Source organism: Kitasatospora sp. NPDC058184 (assembly GCF_042883725.1).
Taxonomy (GTDB): domain Bacteria; phylum Actinomycetota; class Actinomycetes; order Streptomycetales; family Streptomycetaceae; genus Kitasatospora.
On record NZ_JBHVVE010000029.1, the window covers coordinates 1 to 18335 of the forward strand.

Below are 18335 nucleotides of genomic sequence, written 5' to 3' on the forward strand. Positions count from 1 at the left end.
TCCAACTCGCCGGTGTCTTCCGGGGTTTGACGCCCTGTCCGACGTTTCAAACTCTAGCCGATCCCCGCTCCGAAAAGCGAATCCGACCGCAACCCAATAAACATGCACACCGAATGCGCACCAGGCCGCGACGCGAAAACGACGAAGCGACCCGGCCTGAACCGGGAAGTGGTGTTTCAGAGGATTGGCCACCCCGGGACCGTCCGCGCGGCTGCGTGTCCGGTGCTCCCTGTCAGGCGACTAGGAGACACTACTCCCACTCCGGGCCCAAGCCAAATGCCCCTGGTCCCGCCGTGGGCCCCGGCCCGCCGGCCCGGCCCCCGGACCCCGTTAAACGGCGGCGTTCATCGTTTGTCTACCGCCTTCCGCCAAGGTCGTGCCACACCGCGCCCCGAGGACCTGGCGGGCGCGAACGCACGAGAGAACCACGAGGCACGGGTACATGAAGACGACGAAGACCCTCCGGCAGATCGCCCTGGCCACCGCCACCACCGCGCTCGCCCTGGCCGGGACCGTGGCGTCGACCGGTACCGCGGAGGCCGCGATCGAGCGGGCCGTCGACCACGTCTCCATCTGGGACGACGAGCCGCTCTACCAGGGCTGGTACATCGAGTCCGGCTCCACCCGGATGATCATGCAGCCCGACGGCAACTTCGTCGTCTACCAGTACGGGACCCAAGTCAAGATGGCCAGCGGCACCGTCGGCTGCGGCTACAAGGCCGTCATGCAGGTCGATGGCAACTTCGTCGTCTACTCCGCCAACGGCGCCGCCTGCTGGTCCTCCGGCACCTACGGCCACCCGCACGCCAAGCTGACCGTCACCGCCAGCGGCACCTCCGGCGTCTACTGGGGCGGCAACGACATCCCGCGCATCCCCCACTCCTCCAACCCCGGCCCCGTCCCCGGCGCAGTCCTCTTCTCCTCCGACCTCTACTGAACCGGCCCCGGTCACCGAGAAGGCCGGGGTCGCCGGGAGAGCCGGCGTTACTGGGCCCGCCCCGGCCCGTCGGCCCGCAGGGCGAGCCACCGCACCAGGTCGGCCACCGACCACTGCGGCCGGGAGGCGAGCCGCTCCGCCGCCGTGCGCAGCAGGACCGGCAGGTGGCCGCAGAGCGCGGCCACCTCGGCCACCGCCTCCGGCTCCCGCCGGACCCGGTCCGCGCCGGCGATCCGGGCCAGCAGTTCGTAGGCGTCGTGCGGCTCCAGCGGTCCCACCGCGAGCCGTACGGCGCCGTCGGGCAGGGTGCCCGGTTCGGCGCCCGCCACCACCGCCGCGCAGCCGGGCACCGACGGCAGCAGCACGCCCGGCTCGGCCACCCCGTCCAGCAGGACCAGCACCCGGCGCCCGGCGAGCAGCCCGCGGTAGCGCGCGCCGAGCTCCTCGACGTCCGCGCCCGCCGCCGGCCGGTCCCCCAGCGCCCGCAGGAAGCCGGCGAGCACCACACCGGCCCCGCCGCCGCCCGCGTACAGCCGACCGTCCGGGAAGGCGTCCTGGACGGTGTGCGCCACGTGCACCGCCAGCGCCGACGCGCCGCAGCCCGCCGGACCGGACAGCCCCAGGACCGGCGCCCCGGCCGCCCGCAGCACCCGCTCCGCCTCCCGCACCTGCGCCGCCCGCCCGACCAGGTCCGGGATGTCCGGCGGCAGCTGGCTCGGCCTCGGCAGCCGCCGCAGCAGCACCGGGGCCTCGCCGCGCCGGATCTGCCCGGCCAGCTCGACCAGTGCCGGGGCGGGTTCGAGACCGAGCTCCCCGTCCAGCCGCTCACGCAGCGCCTCGTACCCCGCCAGCGCCTCCGCCGTCCGGCCGCAGCGGTGCAGCGCCAGCAGGTGCAGCCGGTGCACCTCCTCGTCCTGCGGGTGCGAGGCGGCCAGCCCGGCCAGCGGCTCCAGCGCCTCGGCGTGCCGGCCGAGCGACAGGTCCAGGTCTAGCAGGGTCTTCACCGCCGCGAACCGCCCGGCCGCCAGTCGTTCCCGGACCCGCTCGGCGAACGCCCCGGGCACCCCGTCCAGCGCCCGGTGCCCCTCCCAGGCGCCCAGCGCCCGCGCCAGCGACTCGCGCGCCCGCAGGGGATCCTGGTGACGCAGCGCGACGGCCTCCGCCACCTCGGCCTCGTAACGGAAGAGGTCCACCGCCGTGCGCGGCGCCTCCAGCCGGTAGCCGCCCGCCGCTCCGACCAGCAGCCCGGGCTCGCCCAGGGCCCGCCGCAGACGGTGGACGTGGGTGCCGATCTGCCCGACCGGATCCTTCGGCCAGCGGGTTTCGTCCGCCCCCCACAGGTCCTCGACCAGCCGATCCGTGGACACCAGCTGCCCCGGCGGGACCAGCAGGGCCGCGAGCACGGCCCGCTGCTGCGGTCGGCCGAGGTCGAGCTCACGACCGTCGTGCCGGGCCCGCAGCGACCCCAGCAGGCTGAAAACGAGCCCCACGGCCCACCCCTCGAAGCCCTCGATCCGGTGCACAACCTGTGCACGATCCGGTGCACAATCTGTGACAGAGCATAGGCCGCCGGGGTATGGGGGCCCACCGTCCGGACGGAACTGGCGGGATCCCGGCGCAGGACGACTTTCGGGGACGGGTAGATGGGTGACATGGGGGGTTCCGGGCTGCGGTTCGGACTGCTGGGACCGCTGCGGGCCTGGTACGGGGAGCTGGAACTGGAGTTGGGCCGGCCGCAGCAGCGGGCCGTGCTCGCCGTGCTGCTGGCCGCCGCCGGGCGCACGGTGTCGGTCCCGGTGCTGGTCGAGGGGGTGTGGGGCGGGGCCGCGCCGGCCGACCCGCGCAAGGCCGTCCAGCTCGCCGTCTCCCGGCTGCGCACCGCGTTCCGGCCGTACGCCGGGGACGACCCGGACCGGATGCCGCTGGTGCGCGTCGGCGACGGCTACGCGTTCAGGGCGCCCGGCAGCGAGGTGGACGCCGCCGCCTGGGAGGCGCTGCTGGCCGAGGCCGAGCGGCTGCGCGAGGCGGGCGCCCCGCCGCGGGAGGTGCGGGAGGTGCTGCGCCGCGCCCACCGGCTCTGGGTCGGCGAGGCGCTGGCCGGACTGCCCGGGCCGCACGCCGAGGCCGTCCGCACCCGCCTCACCGAACAGCGGGTCTCGGCCAAGGAGACGGAACTGGAGCTGGACGCCGACCTCGGCGACCGCACCGACCTCACCGCGGCGATCGCCGCCCTCGCCCTGGAGCACCCCGGCCGCCCCCGGCTCACCACCGTCCTGATGCGCGCCCTCTACCAGGCCGGGCGCAAGGCCGAGGCGCTCGCCGTGTACGAGGACGCCCGCGCCTCGCTCCCGCCCGGCGAGGACGCCCCCGCCGAGCTCCAGCTGCGGATCCTGCGCGAGGACGCCGCCCTGCTGCCCGCCGGCGCCGCCCAGGCCGGGCCCGCCGCCGACGCCCCCGGCGCCGCCGACACCTGGCGGGCGCCCGACCAGCTGCCGTCCGGCCTGCCCGACTTCACCGGCCGCACCGAGGAGGTCGAGGCCCTCACCGACCGCCTCGCCGGCGCCGGCGGACGGGCCGTCGTGGTCTCCGCTCTGGACGGCATGGGCGGCGTCGGCAAGACCACCCTCGCCGTGCACGTGGCCCGCCGGACCCGCGACCGCTTCCCCGACGGGCAGCTCTTCGCCGACCTGCGCGGCGCCGACCGCACCCCGCCCGACCCCGGCACGGTGCTCGCCGGCTTCCTGCGGGACCTCGGCGTCGCCCCCGGCGAGATCCCCCCGGACACCGGGGAGCGCAGCGCGCTCTACCGCTCGGCCCTGGCCGGGCGGCGCGTCCTGGTCGTCCTCGACAACGCGGCCACCCCCGGCCACGTCGAACCCCTGCTGCCCGGCTCGCCCGGCTGCGCCGTCCTCGTCACCAGCCGCCACCGGCTGGCCGGCCTCGCCGGAGCCCACCAGCTGCGCCTGGACACCCTGCCGCCCGGGCAGGCGCTGGAACTGCTCACCCGGATCGTCGGCGCCGAACGCGTCGCCGCCGAGCCAGGGGCCGCCGAGGAGGTCGTCCGGGCCTGCGGGCTGCTGCCGCTCGCCGTCCGCATCGTCGCCTCCCGGCTCGCCGCCGACCCCGCGCTCACCCTGGCCACCCTCGCCGAGGGCCTGCGCCGGGAGCACCGGCTGGCCGAACTCAGCGACGGCGAACGGACGGTGGAGGCCAGCTTCGCGCTCTCCTACCACCGCCTCGACGTCGAACTGGCCCGCGCCTTCCGGCTGCTCGCCCTGCCCGACGCCCCCGACATCCCGCTGCCCTGCGCCGCCGTCCTGCTCGACCGCACCGAGGCCGAGACCGACGAACTCCTCGAAACCCTCGTCGACCTCAACCTCCTGCAGTCCCCCCGCTTCGGCCGGTACGGCTACCACGACCTGGTCCGCGCCTACGCCCGCGGCCGGCTCGCCGCCGAGGACGGCCCCGCCGAACGCACCGCGGCCACCGGACGGCTGCTCGACTTCTGCCTCGCCACCGCCCGCAACGCCGACGTCGCCGCCCGCAAGCCCGACCCGGTCGAGCTCAGCCTGCTCGACGTGCCGGTGCCACACCCCGGCCGGCCCGTCGCCGACGGCACGGAGGCCGTGCGCTGGATGCGCGAGCAGGCCGAGGTGCACGCCGCCGTCATCGCCCTGAGCTGCGCCGACCCGGCCCTGCCGCTCGACCGCGCCGTCGAACTCGCCGACCGGATGGGCGCGGTGCTCGCCGAACGCACCCAGACCACCGTCATCGCCGACCTCGCCGAACGCCTGGCCGACGAGGCCGAGGCACGCGGCGACCACGGCCCGCTCGCCCTCGCCCGGTACGTGCGCGGCAGCATGCTCTGGCACGTCAACCGCTACGCCGAGTCCGTGGAGGAGATCCGCCGGGCCGTCGAGGTCTGCACCACCACCGGCACCGACCGGGTGCTCGCCAAGGCCCTGCTCACCCTCGGCGGCAACGCCCGCGTGCACGGCCGCTACGCCGAGGCCGCCGAACACGCCGGCCGGGCCGCCGGGCTGTTCCACCGCCTGGGGGCCGGACGCTCCGAGGGCAGCGCGCTCGGCGAGTTCGCCTTCAGCTGCGCCCAGACCGGCCGGCTCGACGAGGCCCGGGAGGCCGCCGAGCGCAGCGCCCGCCTGATGCGCGACTCGGGGCCGGTCTCCGCCGCGATCGGCCGCTACTACCTCGCCCGGGTGCTGCGGCTGTGCGGCGACCCGGAGGCGGCGCTCGACCACGCGGTCGGCGCCCGCGACGAGTTCACCGCCCTCCAGGTCACCGTCTTCGCCGCCGCGTCCGGCGACCTCGCCGCCCGCATCCACGCCGAGGCCGGCCGCTGGCTGCTCGCCGTCGACGCGGCCGAGGCGGTCCTCCCGCTCGCCCGGCGCACCAGCCCCGCCCTGGAGGGCGCCCTGCTGCGCACCCTCGGCACCGCGCTCACCGGCCTCGGCCGCCCGAGCCAGGCCCGGGCCTGTCTGACGGACTCCCTGGAGGTGTACGAGCGGCTGGGGCTCACCGAGGAATCGGCGCAGGTCAGGGCCCTTCTGGCGCGGTAGACACGGCATCAACGGCGGCACCGGCCACGCGTGTTGACCGGCCGTCTACCGCCGTGCAGGAACGTCTCTCTCGTCAGGCCCCGGGCCGCAGCGGATGCGGCCCGGGGCGACACCACAGACGAGAGGCGCCACCATGCCCACGCTCCCGCAGCACGGCCAGACCTGGACGATCAAGTCCGCCAACGGAACCGTCGCCGACGTCCGTTCCAGCCAGACCGCCGCCGGCACCGCCGTCCAGTCCTGGGGCTCCAACGGCACCACCGCCCAGGGCTGGACCTTCTGGGCCAAGGAGAACGGCAGCTTCCTCCTGGAGACCCAGCTCACCACCGGCAAGCACGTCGGCGGCCAGGCCATGGTCATGGACTTCAACTACTCCACCGGCCAGGCCTGGCTGTACAACGAGCACAACCAGCCCAACCAGCACTGGTGCTTCGAGCCCCTCGACAACGACTGGGTCCGCATCCGCACCACCCGCACCAACGAGGGCATGCTCTACCTCACCGCGGCCGCCCCCGGCTCGCCGCTCACCCTCTCCAGGCAGGACGACGGCAACCCGGCGCAGCGCTGGCAGCTCGTCCCGGCCGGGGGCATCAGCGGCGGCGGCGGCCAGCAGCAGCCCCAGCCCCAGCCGCAGCCCCAGCCCGGCGGTGGCGGCGGCGACTTCCGCTCCGAGATGCTGAACGCCGTCAACGCCGAGCGCGGCCGGGTCGGCGCCCCGCCGGTGCGCCTGGACGACCGCCTCAGCGCGGCCGCCCAGCGCCACGCCAACGACATGGCCTCGCACGACCTCACCCAGCACAACGGCACCGACGGCAGCTCCCCCTGGGACCGCATCGCGGCCGCCGGCTTCGTCTCCCGCTCCTCCGCCGAGAACGTCACCCCGAGCAACAGCGTGCCGGAGGCGATGCAGATGTGGATGAACAGCCCGGGCCACCGCGTGAACATCCTCAACCCCGACTACAACTACATCGGCATCGGCTACGCGCCCCGCCAGCGCGGCAACTGGGGCCGCTACGTGCAGACCTTCGGCAAGGCCTGAGACCCCGACCGGCACCCTTCCAAGAACAAGGAGTCCACACCCATGTCCTCGAACGCGGCGGACCTGATCCGCATCGCCCGAGACGAGGTCGGCTACCACGAGGGTCGCAGCGGCGGGCACTGGAACAACATCCAGAAGTTCTCCCCCGCCGTCGCCGGCCTGGAGTGGTCCCAGGGCGAGGCCTGGTGCGCCACCTTCGTCTCCTGGTGCGCCGAGCAGTCCGGCAACGCCGGGCGCTTCCCGGTGACCGCCTCCTGCGCGGAGGGCGTCGCCTGGTTCAAGGAGCGCGACCGCTTCACCGAGTACCCGGTGATCGGCGGCCAGGTCTTCTTCGGGCCCGGCGGCGGCAGCCACACCGGCATCTGCATCGCCTACACCAGCTCCACCATCACCACCGTCGAGGGCAACACCAACGACGGCGGCAGCGCCGAGGGCGACGGCGTCTACCTCAAGACCCGTGAGCGCCGCTCGGACTGGGTCTACGGCTACGGCATCCCGGACTTCGCCGAGGGCGCGGTCCTCGCCGACCCGGAGTGGAAGGACCGGCCCGGGGCGCTCTACTTCGGGCAGGAGGCCTCCGCGGAGGACAGCCCCGACGGCGGGGCCCCGTCCGGCGGCGGCGCTCCGGCGGGCGGCGGCGGTGACGGCGGCGACGGCGGCGACGGCTACGAGCCCTTCCCCGGCGCCGACTTCTTCCACGACGGCCAGAACAGCGACGTCATCACCCGGATGGGCGAGCGCCTCGTCGCCGAGGGCTGCTCCGCCTACGCCGAGGGCCCCGGCCCCGAGTGGTCCGACGCGGACCGCGAGTCCTTCCGCAACTGGCAGCACAAGCTCGGCGACTCGGGCGCGGACGCCGACGGCGTCCCCGGCCCCAAGCAGTGGGCCGCGCTCGCGGTCCCGCGCGGCTGAGCCGGCCCGCCCACCACACCAGAAGGAGAGACCCGATGAGAACCACCACCCGTACCCGCAGGCTCCTCGCCTCGCTCGGGGCCGTCACTGCCGTCGCGGGGGCGGTCGTGGCCGGCGCGCCGGCGGCGCAGGCGGCACAGGCCGGCGCCTGCGACCTGTCGCCGTCCGTGGGAGCCTTCGCGGCCGTGAACAACGGCTCCGGCGCCGGAGCGCTCGACCTCTTCCACAACGTCGAGGCCAACGGTCAGCCGATCATCGTCTGGCCGGCCAACCAGTCGCCCGCGCAGACCTGGTCGTTCTGGAAGTACTGCGACGGCACCACGGCGATCGCGCACGGGCAGGGCAAGGTGATCGACCTCGACACCGGTTCGGGCGCCGTCCACCTCTGGGACACCCCCGGCGGACTGGACGGCCTCAACCGGCCGGCCGGCGACTGGATGCCCGCCAACCAGAAGTGGCGGCTGACCGACGAGGACCACGGCTGGTACCTGGTCCGCAACGCGGCCACCGGGCAGTGCCTCACCTCCAACGGCGGCGGCCAGGCCACCGGGGTGGCCTCCTGCGACCCCGCCGCCCCGGCCCAGCGCTGGCTGCTCGGCTGACGAACCACCGGGCCCGGTCCGCTCTCCAGGCCGAGCGGACCGGGCCCGGTCTCCTCCGGGTGCCCCACGGCCCCCCGCGCCGACGCCGGTCGGCCCCTCGCCGGCCCCCCGTCCGGGCGGCTGATCACGACTCGGCATCCCTTGTCACGGTGGCGCGAGGGACTCGTCACGACCGTGTCAAGGACGCGTCGAAGCCATGGCCCCGCTCGTTCGCGCTGCGCTATGAACGTCCCTCAGGAGGACCACCGGCACCGGGGGTCCGCTACCACGGGGGACATCACGTGAAGCCCATCCGCAGCAGTCGTCGCGCCCTGGCCCTGGCCTCACTGGCCGCGGTCGGCGCGCTCACCCTGACCGCCTGCAACGACGACGCCTCGTCGTCCGACACCGCCAAGACCCCGCCGGCGACCGGTGCGCCCGCCACCCAGGCCGCCTCGCCGAGCACCGCGGCCACCACCCCGGCCGCCTCCGGTTCGGCCTCCGTCCCGGCGGGCGGCGCCGGGTCCGGTTCGGCCACCGCGCCCGCGCCGGCCGGCAGCGCCCCGGCGGCCGGGACCACGCTGAAGCTCGGCGACGCCGCCACCGTCCCGTTCAGCTCGGGCAGCACCAAGGGCACCATCGCGCTCGCGGTCACCTCGATCGAGAAGGGCGACCCGGCCGACCTCGCCCCGCTGAACCTGGGCGACAAGGCCAAGGGCCTGGTGCCGTACTACATCCACTACAAGGTCACCAACGCCGGCGGCACCGACCTCTCCTACACCAGCGTCAGCCACATGAAGGGCCTGCTGGCGGACGGCACCGAGGCGCAGGAGCTGATGGTCATCGGCTCCTTCGCCAAGTGCAAGAGCGAGTCGCTGCCCAAGGGCTTCACCAACGGCCAGTCCGCCACCTCCTGCGCGGTGGCGATGTCCCCGGAGGCCTCCAAGGTCGCGGGCGCCGAGTACTGGGGCGAGCCGTACACCCTCGGCAAGGGCCTCAACTGGAAGTGATCCGCGGGTGGTCCGGGCGGGAGCGGCCGGCCGCTCCCGCCCGGGCGGGCTCAGCCCCGTGCCGCCGAGGACGCCTCCGCCGCCTCCGGCGCGCCGTGGATCCGCAGGAAGGCGTCCACGCCGGCCGTCGCGATCCGCTCGACCTCCTCGTCCGCCACCGGGAGCGCGCCCCAGAAGGAGCGCTCGGCGACGCCGTGGAAGGTCAGCAGGGTGAACTGCTCGGCGGCCAGGGCGGCGTCCTCGACCGCGAGCAGCCCGCGCCCGGCGAGCGCCTCGACGTGCTGCGCGAGCGCGCGCTGGGAGGCGACCGGGCCAGCCTCCAGCCAGGCCTCCAGGACGTCCGCCGGGATGTTGGCCACCTCGGCCCGGATCGCCCGGCCGAGCGCCCCGTGCTCCCCGGCCGACAGCACGGCGCGGGCCCGCTCGACGGCGAAGTCGATCAGGTCCCGGCGCAGGTCCACCACCCGGCCGAGGTACGTCGCCATCAACCCGTCGATGCGTTCGGTCAGTTCCGCCGAGGTCCGCAGGGCCACCGACAGGAAGAGGGTCTCCTTGTCACCGAAGTGGTTGTAGACCGTCCGCTTGGACACCCCGGCCTCGGCCGCGATCGCGTCCATGCTGGCCCGGACGTACCCCTCGCGGCCGAACACCACCGTCGCGGCCCGGGTGATCGCCTCGCGCTTCTCCGGCCGTCCCGCTCCGCCCGTCGTCGCCACGGCCCTCTCCTCTTCCGTCGGCGCACCGGCCGACCCTCTCAGAAACTGCCCGGTGTAGTTTATCCAGGCCACGGAAGACCCGGACGTCCCGCCGAACGGACGTGCTCTATGCTGCGTACGACTTCTACACCCGTGTAGAAGACATTGGGAAGCGCCTCCCCCGATCACGGGTGGCCGGACCCCCGCACGGGAACCGGCCGACCGGCAACCGGCGTCCGGAACTGGCAGCGCCACGAACAGAGTTCCGGACCGACGAAACCGACGGACGGCACGCGGCGCAGGCGCCACCATGGCGCGCGGAACACGGGAACACCGGGGTGAGGGCGTGGCGGGGCAGCGAGGACGGTCGGCCGACCAGCGGACGCGCCGACGGGCGGCGGACAAACCGGCCGGGCACATACGCCCGCTGCCCGGCGGCCCCGCGCTGCCGGCGGCCCTCGCCCTCGGACTACCGCTGGCCGGCGCCGCGGTCGACGAGCTCTCCGGCCCCGGCATGGGCCTGGTCTTCGCCGTGGCCGCGGTGCTCGGCACCGGCCTGGCGGCGGCACTGAGCAGCCGCAACGGCTGGTGGTGGGTGCTCGCCACCTCGCCGCTGGTGGTCCTGGGCGTGACGGCCGTCGTCGAGTTCACCGCCCACCGCGACCGGTACCAGGGCAAGGGCCTGGCCACCGGCGCCGCGAAGTGGGTGGTGCACGGCTTTCCCGTGATGGCCGAGGCCGCGGCCGCGGCCGTCATCGTGATCGCGGTCCGGCTGGTCCGGGCGAGGAGGAGGCAGCATGGCTGACAACCCCGGGACCGACGGCGGCGCCGAGGCCCGCCGCCCCCGCCGCCCCTCACCCGCCCTGGTCGCGGGCCGGGTGGTGGCCTGCACCGTCGGCCTGGCGGTGTTCGCCGCCAGCGGGGTGGTCTGGTACGAGTACAAGCAGCTCACCGACGGGATGACCACCTCCGGCGTCATCGCCGAGACCAAGAAGGACGCCCCCAAGCACCTCGACAACTCGGTCAACCTGCTGCTGATCGGCCTGGACAGCCGCAAGAACATGGACGGCACGGACCTCCCGCCCGAGTTCGTCCAGGACGAGCTGCACGCCGGCCACAGCTCCGACATCGGCGGCTACAACACCAACTCGCTGATCCTGCTGCACATCCCGGCGAACGGCGGCAAGGTGCAGGCCGTCTCGATACCCCGCGACGACTACGTGATGACCTACGACGCCAACGGCTCCCAGATGGGCATGGCCAAGATCAAGGAGGCCTACGGCGCGGCCAAGGACAAGGCCGACGCCGGTCTGCGCGCCAAGGGCCTCAAGGGCGCCGACCTGGAGAAGGCCGGCCGGGACATCGGCCGCGCGGCCACCATCCGCACCGTGCAGAAGTTCCTCGACCAGCCCATCGACCACATCGCCGAGGTCAACCTGATGGGCTTCTACGACATCGCCAAGGCCCTCCAGCCGATCGAGGTCTGCCTCACCCACGACACCAAGGACCCGGCCATCGAGGGCCAGGGCTCCGGGGCCGACTTCCACAAGGGCGTCAACAAGCTCAACGCCTCCCAGGCGCTCTCCTTCGTCCGCCAGCGCCACAACCTCGACGGCCCGGACGGCAACACCGGCGACTTCGCCCGCACCCACCGCCAGCAGGCCTTCATCTCCTCGGTGGTGCACAACCTCAAGCAGAAGGGCGTCATCGGCGACCTCGGCAAGATGCAGGAGCTGATGGGGGTGATGCAGAAGGACCTGGTGATCGACAACGAGTGGAACGTGCTCGACTTCGCCCAGCAGGCCCCCAACCTCACCGGCGGCAACGTCGAGTTCAACACCCTGACCTTCGACGGGTTCGGCACCAAGAACGGCCAGGACGTCAACCTGGTGACCCCGGCGAAGGTCCAGAAGGTGGTCAAGCAGCTCTTCGGCTACGCCGACGCCGCCCCCGCCCCGGCCGACCCGGCCGCCCCCTCCGGCGCGCCCGCCACCCAGGCCCCCGCCGCCACCACGCCCCCGGCCGCCGCCGGGCCGGTCACCGTGGACGTCTTCAACGCCTCCTCCGCGGCCGGGGTCACCTCCGCCGAGGAGGCCAAGGCCCTGGCCGGCCTGGGCTTCAAGGAGGGCCGCACCGGCTCGGCCGCCACCCGGCCGAAGACCACCACCGTCACCTACGGCAAGGGCGCCAAGGAGGCCGCCGAGCAGGTCGCGGCCCGCTACGGCGTGACCGCCACCGCGTCCGCCGCCACCGCCGCCGACCACGTCGTCGTCACCCTCGGCACCGGCTTCACCGGCGTCGCCGCCGACAAGCCCGCCGCCCCCGCCGGCGGAGCCCCGACCGACCCGGCCGCCAACCTGCCGATGCAGGGCCCGGCCGTCGACGCCCAGTCCGACGGCGGCATCCCCTGCGTCTACTGACGCGCGCCGCACCGGCCTCGCCGACCTCCTGAGGGAGGCTCCCCCGCCCGGGGAGCCTCCCTCCGTCGTTTCCGGCCCCGTCCCGGATTCCCGTGGAGACCCCTGGCGCAATTCTCCGTACTATGTATAGTGTACTTCGTACGGGATAACCGTGCGATGCCGACGAGAGGGTTCTCCGCCTTGCAGATCACCACGACCGCCGTCTCCCTGACCGTCGAGGACGTCACCACCTCCGCCGCCTTCCTCCAGCGGCACTTCGGCTACACCGAGCAGATGTCGGCCGACGGCTTCGTCTCGCTCGCGCACGCGGGCGGCGGGGTCAATGTCGTCTACCTGCGGCGCGGCCTCGAAGTCCTGCCCGAGGACCAGCGCCACCGGATCGCGGACGGCGTGATCCTGGCGTTCGTCGTCGAGGACATCGCCGCCGAGGAGCGGCGGCTGCGCGAGGAGGGGGTCGTGATCACCCTGCCGCTGCGCGAGGAGCCGTGGGGCGAGAAGCTCTTCCAGGTCGTCGACCCGAACGGGGTGGTCGTCGAACTGGTCGAGTGGGCCGAGCGGCAGTAGCGGTAGGAGCAGGCGACGACGCCCCCTGTCCCGGTCGGGACAGGGGGCGTCGCTCGCTCCGACGGGACGGTCGGACGGTCAGTCCACCGTCCAGGTGTCGTGGCCGGCGAGCAGCGTGGCCAGGTCGCCCGGGCCGCGCCCGTCGGTGGCGGTGGCCAGCTGGCTCGCCATCAGCTCGTCGTAGACCGGCCGTTCGACGCTGCGCAGCACGCCGATCGGCGTGTGGTGCAGGGTGTCCGCGTCGGCGATCCGGGAGAGCGCGAAGGCGGTGGCGGGGCTGGCCGCGTGCGCGTCGTGGACCAGGACGTCCGCCTCGTTGTCCGCCGTGACCGGGGCGGTGAACAGCTCGCCGTCCGGGCCCCGGAAGACGCCGTTCGCCAGGTCCGCGCCGAAGCGGGCGGCCTTCCCGTGCTCCAGCCGGATCAGCGCCTCGTCCCGGCTGCCCGGGTCCTTCAGCACCTCGAAGGCGCCGTCGTTGAAGATGTTGCAGTTCTGGTAGATCTCCACCAGCGCCGTGCCCTGGTGCTCGGCGGCCGCCCGCAGCACCGACTGGAGGTGCTGGCGGTCCGAGTCGATGGTGCGCGCGACGAAGGTGGCCTCGGCGCCGATCGCCAGCGACAGCGGGTTGAACGGCGCGTCCAGCGAGCCCATCGGGGTGGACTTGGTGATCTTGCCGAGCTCACTGGTGGGCGAGTACTGGCCCTTGGTGAGGCCGTAGATACGGTTGTTGAACAACAGGATCTTCAAATTGACGTTCCGCCGCAGGGCGTGGATCAGGTGGTTGCCGCCGATCGACAGCGCGTCGCCGTCACCCGTCACCACCCAGACGCTCAGGTCCTGGCGCGAGGTGGCCAGCCCGGTCGCGATCGCCGGCGCCCGGCCGTGGATCGAGTGCACCCCGTAGGTGTTCATGTAGTACGGGAAGCGCGAGGAGCAGCCGATGCCGGAGACGAACACCGTGTTCTCGCGCCTGATGCCCAGCTCCGGCATGAAGGACTGCACCGCCGCCAGGATCGCGTAGTCCCCGCAGCCCGGGCACCAGCGCACCTCCTGGTCGGTCTTGAAGTCCCGGGCGCTCTGCGGGCCTTCGGCCTTGGGCACCAGTCGCAGGGACGGGAAGCCGCTCTCGCTCATCGGTGGTCCTCCTCGTCCAGGGTGCCGATCGCGGCCCACAGCACGTCCGCCAACTGGGCCGCCTTGAACGGCAGTCCGCGCACCTGGTTGTAGGACTCGGCGTCCACCAGGTACTTCGCCCGCAGCAGCAGGGCCAGCTGCCCCAGGTTCATCTCGGGAACGATGATCTTCTCGTAACTCCGCAGCACCGAGCCCAGGTTGGCCGGGAACGGGTTGAGGTTGCGCAGGTGCGCCTGGGCGACCTCGCCGCCGTCCGCGCGCACCCGGCGCACCGCGGCGGTGATCGGCCCGTACGTCGAGCCCCAGCCGAGCACCAGCACCCGGGCGTCGCCGCTCGGGTCGTCCACCTCGACCGGCTTCACCGTGATGCCGTCGACCTTGGCCTGCCGGGTGCGGACCATGAAGTCGTGGTTGGCCGGGTCGTAGGAGATGTTGCCGGTGCCGTCCTGCTTCTCGATGCCGCCGATCCGGTGCTCCAGGCCGGGCGTACCGGGCAGCGCCCAGGGCCTGGCCAGGGTCCGCGGATCACGCAGGTACGGCCAGAAGGCGCCGTCCTCGCGGTTCGGGCCGGTGGCGAACTCCGGGTCGATCTCCGGCAGTTCGTCGACCTCGGGGATCCGCCAGGGCTCCGAGCCGTTGGCCAGGTAGCCGTCCGAGAGCAGGAACACCGGGGTGCGGTAGGTGACCGCGATCCGGGCCGCCTCCAGCGCCGCGTCGAAGCACTCCGCGGGCGTGGCCGGGGCGACGATCGGCACCGGCGCCTCGCCGTTGCGCCCGAACATCGCCTGCAGCAGGTCCGCCTGCTCGGTCTTGGTCGGCAGGCCGGTGGACGGGCCGCCGCGCTGGATGTCCACGACCAGCAGCGGCAGTTCGAGCGAGACGGCCAGGCCGATCGTCTCGGACTTCAGCGCGACACCCGGCCCGGAGGTGGTGGTCACCCCGAGCGCCCCGCCGAAGGCGGCGCCGAGCGCCGCACCGACACCGGCGATCTCGTCCTCCGCCTGGAAGGTGCGCACCCCGAAGTCCTTGTGCCGGCTCAGCTCGTGCAGGATGTCCGAGGCCGGGGTGATCGGGTAGGAGCCCAGGTACAGCGGGAGGCCGGAGCGCCGCGAGGCGGCGATCAGCCCGTAGGACAGCGCCAGGTTGCCGGAGATGTTGCGGTAGCGCCCGGCCGGGAGCCTGGCCGGCGGCACCTCGTAGGAGACGGCGAAGGACTCGGTGGTCTCGCCGAAGTTCCAGCCCGCCCGGAAGGCGGTGATGTTCGCCTCGGCGATCTGCGGCTTCTTGGCGAACTTGGTGCGCAGGAACGACTCCGTCCCGTGCGTGGGCCGGTGGTACATCCAGGACAGCAGGCCGAGGGCGAACATGTTCTTCGCCCGCTCGGCGTCCTTGCGGGCCAGGCCGCTGTCCTTGAGCGCCTCCAGGGTCAGCGTGGTCAGCGGCACCTTGTGCAGGTGGAAGCCGTCCAGCGAGCCGTCGCCCAGCGGGTCCGCCGGGTAACCGACCTTGGCCAGCGCCCGCTTGGTGAACTCGTCGGTGTTGACGATGATCTCGGCACCGCGCGGCAGGTCCGGCACGTTCGCCTTCAGCGCGGCCGGGTTCATCGCGACCAGCACGTTCGGGGCGTCGCCCGGGGTCAGGATGTCGTGGTCCGCGAAGTGCAGTTGGAAGGACGAGACGCCCGGCAGGGTGCCGGCGGGCGCCCGGATCTCGGCCGGGAAGTTCGGCAGCGTGGACAGGTCGTTGCCGAACGACGCCGTCTCCGAGGTGAAACGGTCACCGGTCAGCTGCATGCCGTCACCGGAGTCGCCGGCGAAGCGAATGATCACCCGATCGAGTCTGCGGATGGGCTTGCCCGGCTTCACCGGAGGGCCGCCCGGGCCGGGCGGTCCGGCGGACGCGTCCGCACCCGCGTGCGCCTCTCCGCTCCCGGCGCGGGCCTCGTCGCCGTCCGGGCCGTCCACTGCCTCTGACTGATCGACCTGACTGGTCACTGCCGCGGACCTCCTCGTGGGCGCACCACCGCGGGCGCGGCCCCGTGCCCCGTCCGCCTGGTGCACCTCTCGCATCCTATGCGGGCCGACCCGACGGCGACCGGAAGCACGGCAGTTATTTCACCGGCCCGCGGCTGCACCGCACATGAAGGTCAACGCCCGCCCGCCGGAGATCATTCCGGCTCGGACGGGCGGGCGCGAGCACCTCACGGGCGCATGGCCGAGATGCGCTCCCGGGGGCGCGCCCCGGGCGCCGGGGCGACGGAACCGGAGGGCGTCAGGAGTTGAGGTAGGTGAGCACGGCCAGCACCCGGCGGTGGTCCTCGGCGCTCTGAGCCAGTCCCAGCTTGAGGAAGATGTTGCTGACGTGCTTCTCCACCGCGCCGTCGGAGACCACCAGCTGCTTGGCCACCGCGGCGTTGGTGCGGCCCTCCGCCATCAGCCCGAGCACCTCGCGCTCGCGCGGCGTGAGATTGGCCAGAACGTCGCCCTTGCGGCTGCGGCTGAGGAGCTGCTGCACCACCTCCGGGTCCAGCGCGGTGCCGCCCTCGGCGACCCGGACCACCGCGTCGGCGAACTCGCGCACCTCGGCGACCCGGTCCTTCAGCAGGTACCCCACGCCCCGGGTCGAGCCGGCCAGCAGCTCCGAGGCGTAGCGCTCCTCCACGAACTGCGACAACACCAGCACACCCAGCTGCGGGTACCGGGCGCGCAGTTCCACGCAGGCGCGCAGGCCCTCGTCGGTGTGGTTCGGGGGCATCCGCACGTCGGAGACCACGACGTCCGGCAGGGCGTCGGCGGCCGCCAGGTCGTGGATGGTCTTCACCAGGGCGTCTCCGTCACCGACCCCGGCGACGACCTCCAGGCCGCGATCGGTGAGCAGCCGGGTCAGTCCCTCCCTGAGCAGTACGGAGTCCTCGGCGATGACGACGCGACGCATAACGACCTTCCGGGCAGGCGTGTGCTGACGGAAGTCAGTCTCCCCCATCCCGGGGCGGGCGGAGGGTCCGGGACGGGCCACCTCTCGGCCCGGCCCGGACGGCTCCCGGCGGTCCCGCCCGGAGCGGGGTCCCCCATCGTGCGGGGCCTCACCCGGAGCGGGGTCCTCCCCGGAGCGGGGTCCTCCCCGGAGCGGGGTCCTCCCCGGAGCGGGGCCTCACATCGTGCGGATCGCCACCGCGTCGCAGAGGCCCTCCAGGGCGGCCTTCGCGGCGCAGTCCGGCAGCGGCGCGAGCAGCGCCCGGGCCTCCTCGGCCCGGCGCAGGGTCTCGGCGCGGGCGCGCTCCAGCGCGGGGTGGGCGCGCAGCAGGCGCAGCGCCTCGGCGTGCAGGTCGTCGTCGGAGAGGTCCTGGTCGAGCAGTTCGCGCAGCCGGGCGTCGTCCGGGTCGGCCGGGTCGGCGGGCATCTGCTGCAGCAGCAGGGTCGGCAGGGTCGGCACGCCCTCGCGCAGGTCGGTGCCGGGGGTCTTGCCGGACTCGTGGCCGTCGCTGGCGATGTCGAGCACGTCGTCGGCCAGCTGGAAGGCGATGCCGATCCGCTCGCCGAACTCGCCGAGGGTGTCCACCAGCTCGCGCTCGGCACCGGCCATCAGCGCTCCTATCCGGCAGGAGACGGCGATCAGCGAGCCGGTCTTGCCCTCCAGGACGTCCAGGTAGTGCAGCAGCGGGTCCATGTCCTGGCCCGGGCCGCGGGTCTCCAGGATCTGGCCGGTGACCAGCCGCTCGAAGGCCTCGGCCTGCATCCGCACGGCCTCCGGGCCGAGGTCGGAGAGCACCTGGGAGGCGCGGGAGAACAGGAAGTCGCCGGTGAGGATGGCGACCGAGTTGTCCCAGCGGGAGTTGGCGCTCGGGGCGCCCCGGCGCACCGGCGCCTCGTCCATGACGTCGTCGTGGTAGAGCGTGGCCAGGTGGGTCAGTTCGACCACCACGGCGGCGGGCACCACGCCGGGCGCCCCCGGGTCGCCGAACTGGGCGGCCAGCAGCAGGAGCAGCGGGCGGAAGCGCTTGCCGCCGGCCTCGAGGAGGTGACTGGCGGTGACGGTGATGAAGGGGACGTCGCTCTTGACGGCCTCACCGAGCGCCGCCTCCACAGCGTCCAGTCCGGCCTGGACGTCCCGGGTCAGGTCGCGGTCCTGCACGCTGAGCCCGAAGGGTTCCACGACGGTCACGAAGACCACTCCTCTGTCCCTGGTCGATCTAGCGGCCTGGTCCCTGAGTGCCGCCGCTGGCCATACAGGCAGGGTATCCGGTCGCGAGTGGATCACTGCACGGGCGTGCGGATCCTGTCATGATCGGGCTTGATGCCCTGGTCAGGGCGGCTGCGCGGGCCGGACGGCGGTGGGGGGCGAATTCGGCTGGTAATAAAGGTGGGAGAGCCCCCGGAACTCCCCCGGCCCCGGCACCCGACACAGACCCGTCCGGGCCGCGCGGGCTGAGCGCGGCCCGGACGGGGCCCTGGTCGGGAGCGGTGGGC

The 18335-nt window shown here is 73.7% G+C and carries 15 protein-coding genes; 9 read left to right on the top strand and 6 right to left on the bottom strand.

The genetic code is table 11. The features are described 5' to 3' along the window. The first annotated feature begins 442 nt into the window (after positions 1–442). Positions 443–937 (top strand): hypothetical protein, encoded by a 495-nt coding sequence (locus ACFVXH_RS36020; RefSeq protein WP_049661190.1) that lies wholly within the window; start codon positions 443–445, stop codon positions 935–937. A gap of 47 nt (positions 938–984) precedes the next feature. Here the strand turns inward: ACFVXH_RS36020 and ACFVXH_RS36025 are convergent, their stop codons facing one another. Further along, positions 985–2427 (bottom strand): BTAD domain-containing putative transcriptional regulator, encoded by a 1443-nt coding sequence (locus ACFVXH_RS36025; RefSeq protein ID WP_387830334.1) that lies wholly within the window; start codon positions 2425–2427, stop codon positions 985–987. 153 nt (positions 2428–2580) lie between these two features. Here ACFVXH_RS36025 and ACFVXH_RS36030 point away from each other — a divergent pair, with 153 nt between their 5' ends. The 5 genes from ACFVXH_RS36030 (at position 2581) to ACFVXH_RS36050 (ending at position 9056) form a co-directional block, all read left to right on the top strand. Further along, the gene (locus tag ACFVXH_RS36030) at positions 2581–5514 is read left to right on the top strand and encodes a BTAD domain-containing putative transcriptional regulator (RefSeq protein WP_387830336.1); all 2934 of its coding nucleotides are present in this window, start codon (positions 2581–2583) and stop codon (positions 5512–5514) included. A 133-nt stretch (positions 5515–5647) separates the two neighbouring features. After that, positions 5648–6553 carry a CAP domain-containing protein gene (locus tag ACFVXH_RS36035; RefSeq protein WP_387830337.1) on the top strand — a complete coding sequence of 302 codons (906 nt, stop codon included), beginning with the start codon at positions 5648–5650 and terminating at the stop codon, positions 6551–6553. A 42-nt stretch (positions 6554–6595) separates the two neighbouring features. After that, complete coding sequence (locus ACFVXH_RS36040) at positions 6596–7465, top strand: peptidoglycan-binding protein (protein WP_387830340.1); 870 nt, start codon at positions 6596–6598, stop codon at positions 7463–7465. Between the two features lie 35 nt (positions 7466–7500). Beyond that, the gene (locus ACFVXH_RS36045) at positions 7501–8067 is read left to right on the top strand and encodes an RICIN domain-containing protein (RefSeq protein WP_074005532.1); all 567 of its coding nucleotides are present in this window, start codon (positions 7501–7503) and stop codon (positions 8065–8067) included. A 281-nt stretch (positions 8068–8348) separates the two neighbouring features. Further along, positions 8349–9056 (top strand): hypothetical protein, encoded by a 708-nt coding sequence (locus ACFVXH_RS36050; protein ID WP_079272758.1) that lies wholly within the window; start codon positions 8349–8351, stop codon positions 9054–9056. 50 nt (positions 9057–9106) lie between these two features. Here ACFVXH_RS36050 and ACFVXH_RS36055 read toward each other — a convergent pair whose 3' ends face one another. Further along, positions 9107–9772, bottom strand: a complete 666-nt coding sequence (locus ACFVXH_RS36055; protein WP_049656674.1) for a TetR/AcrR family transcriptional regulator — start codon at positions 9770–9772, stop codon at positions 9107–9109. A gap of 325 nt (positions 9773–10097) precedes the next feature. Here ACFVXH_RS36055 and ACFVXH_RS36060 point away from each other — a divergent pair, with 325 nt between their 5' ends. From ACFVXH_RS36060 to ACFVXH_RS36070, 3 genes are all read left to right on the top strand, one after another. Continuing rightward, entirely contained in the window at positions 10098–10556 is a 459-nt protein-coding gene (locus ACFVXH_RS36060; RefSeq protein WP_049656675.1) for a DUF6542 domain-containing protein, read from the top strand. Further along, positions 10549–12171 carry an LCP family protein gene (locus ACFVXH_RS36065; protein WP_387830345.1) on the top strand — a complete coding sequence of 541 codons (1623 nt, stop codon included), beginning with the start codon at positions 10549–10551 and terminating at the stop codon, positions 12169–12171. Before ACFVXH_RS36060 ends, ACFVXH_RS36065 begins: the two co-directional genes overlap by 8 nt. A gap of 180 nt (positions 12172–12351) precedes the next feature. Continuing rightward, a complete protein-coding gene (locus tag ACFVXH_RS36070; protein ID WP_387830347.1) occupies positions 12352–12735 on the top strand; it encodes a VOC family protein in 384 nt (127 codons plus the stop codon). 78 nt (positions 12736–12813) lie between these two features. On the opposite strand, the gene ACFVXH_RS36075 is transcribed toward ACFVXH_RS36070, so the two are convergent. The 4 genes from ACFVXH_RS36075 to ACFVXH_RS36090 form a co-directional block, all read right to left on the bottom strand. Beyond that, the gene (locus ACFVXH_RS36075) at positions 12814–13869 is read right to left on the bottom strand and encodes a 2-oxoacid:ferredoxin oxidoreductase subunit beta (protein WP_387830350.1); all 1056 of its coding nucleotides are present in this window, start codon (positions 13867–13869) and stop codon (positions 12814–12816) included. Beyond that, complete coding sequence (locus ACFVXH_RS36080; protein WP_387830352.1) at positions 13866–15863, bottom strand: 2-oxoacid:acceptor oxidoreductase subunit alpha; 1998 nt, start codon at positions 15861–15863, stop codon at positions 13866–13868. Before ACFVXH_RS36080 ends, ACFVXH_RS36075 begins: the two co-directional genes overlap by 4 nt. A 277-nt stretch (positions 15864–16140) precedes the next feature. After that, complete coding sequence (locus ACFVXH_RS36085; protein ID WP_049652547.1) at positions 16141–16803, bottom strand: response regulator transcription factor; 663 nt, start codon at positions 16801–16803, stop codon at positions 16141–16143. A 216-nt stretch (positions 16804–17019) separates the two neighbouring features. After that, complete coding sequence (locus ACFVXH_RS36090) at positions 17020–18030, bottom strand: polyprenyl synthetase family protein (protein WP_049652569.1); 1011 nt, start codon at positions 18028–18030, stop codon at positions 17020–17022. Positions 18031–18335 lie beyond the last annotated feature (305 nt).

What these genes read in the sequence shown, in the direction of transcription:
- ACFVXH_RS36020 (WP_049661190.1), top strand. Translation starts at nt 443, where the DNA reads ATGAAGACGACGAAGACCCTCCGGCAGATCGCCCTGGCCACCGCCACC.
- ACFVXH_RS36030 (WP_387830336.1), top strand. Translation starts at nt 2,581, where the DNA reads ATGGGTGACATGGGGGGTTCCGGGCTGCGGTTCGGACTGCTGGGACCG.
- ACFVXH_RS36035 (WP_387830337.1), top strand. Translation starts at nt 5,648, where the DNA reads ATGCCCACGCTCCCGCAGCACGGCCAGACCTGGACGATCAAGTCCGCC.
- ACFVXH_RS36040 (WP_387830340.1), top strand. Translation starts at nt 6,596, where the DNA reads ATGTCCTCGAACGCGGCGGACCTGATCCGCATCGCCCGAGACGAGGTC.
- ACFVXH_RS36045 (WP_074005532.1), top strand. Translation starts at nt 7,501, where the DNA reads ATGAGAACCACCACCCGTACCCGCAGGCTCCTCGCCTCGCTCGGGGCC.
- ACFVXH_RS36065 (WP_387830345.1), top strand. Translation starts at nt 10,549, where the DNA reads ATGGCTGACAACCCCGGGACCGACGGCGGCGCCGAGGCCCGCCGCCCC.
- ACFVXH_RS36075 (WP_387830350.1), bottom strand. Translation starts at nt 13,869, where the DNA reads ATGAGCGAGAGCGGCTTCCCGTCCCTGCGACTGGTGCCCAAGGCCGAA.
- ACFVXH_RS36085 (WP_049652547.1), bottom strand. Translation starts at nt 16,803, where the DNA reads ATGCGTCGCGTCGTCATCGCCGAGGACTCCGTACTGCTCAGGGAGGGA.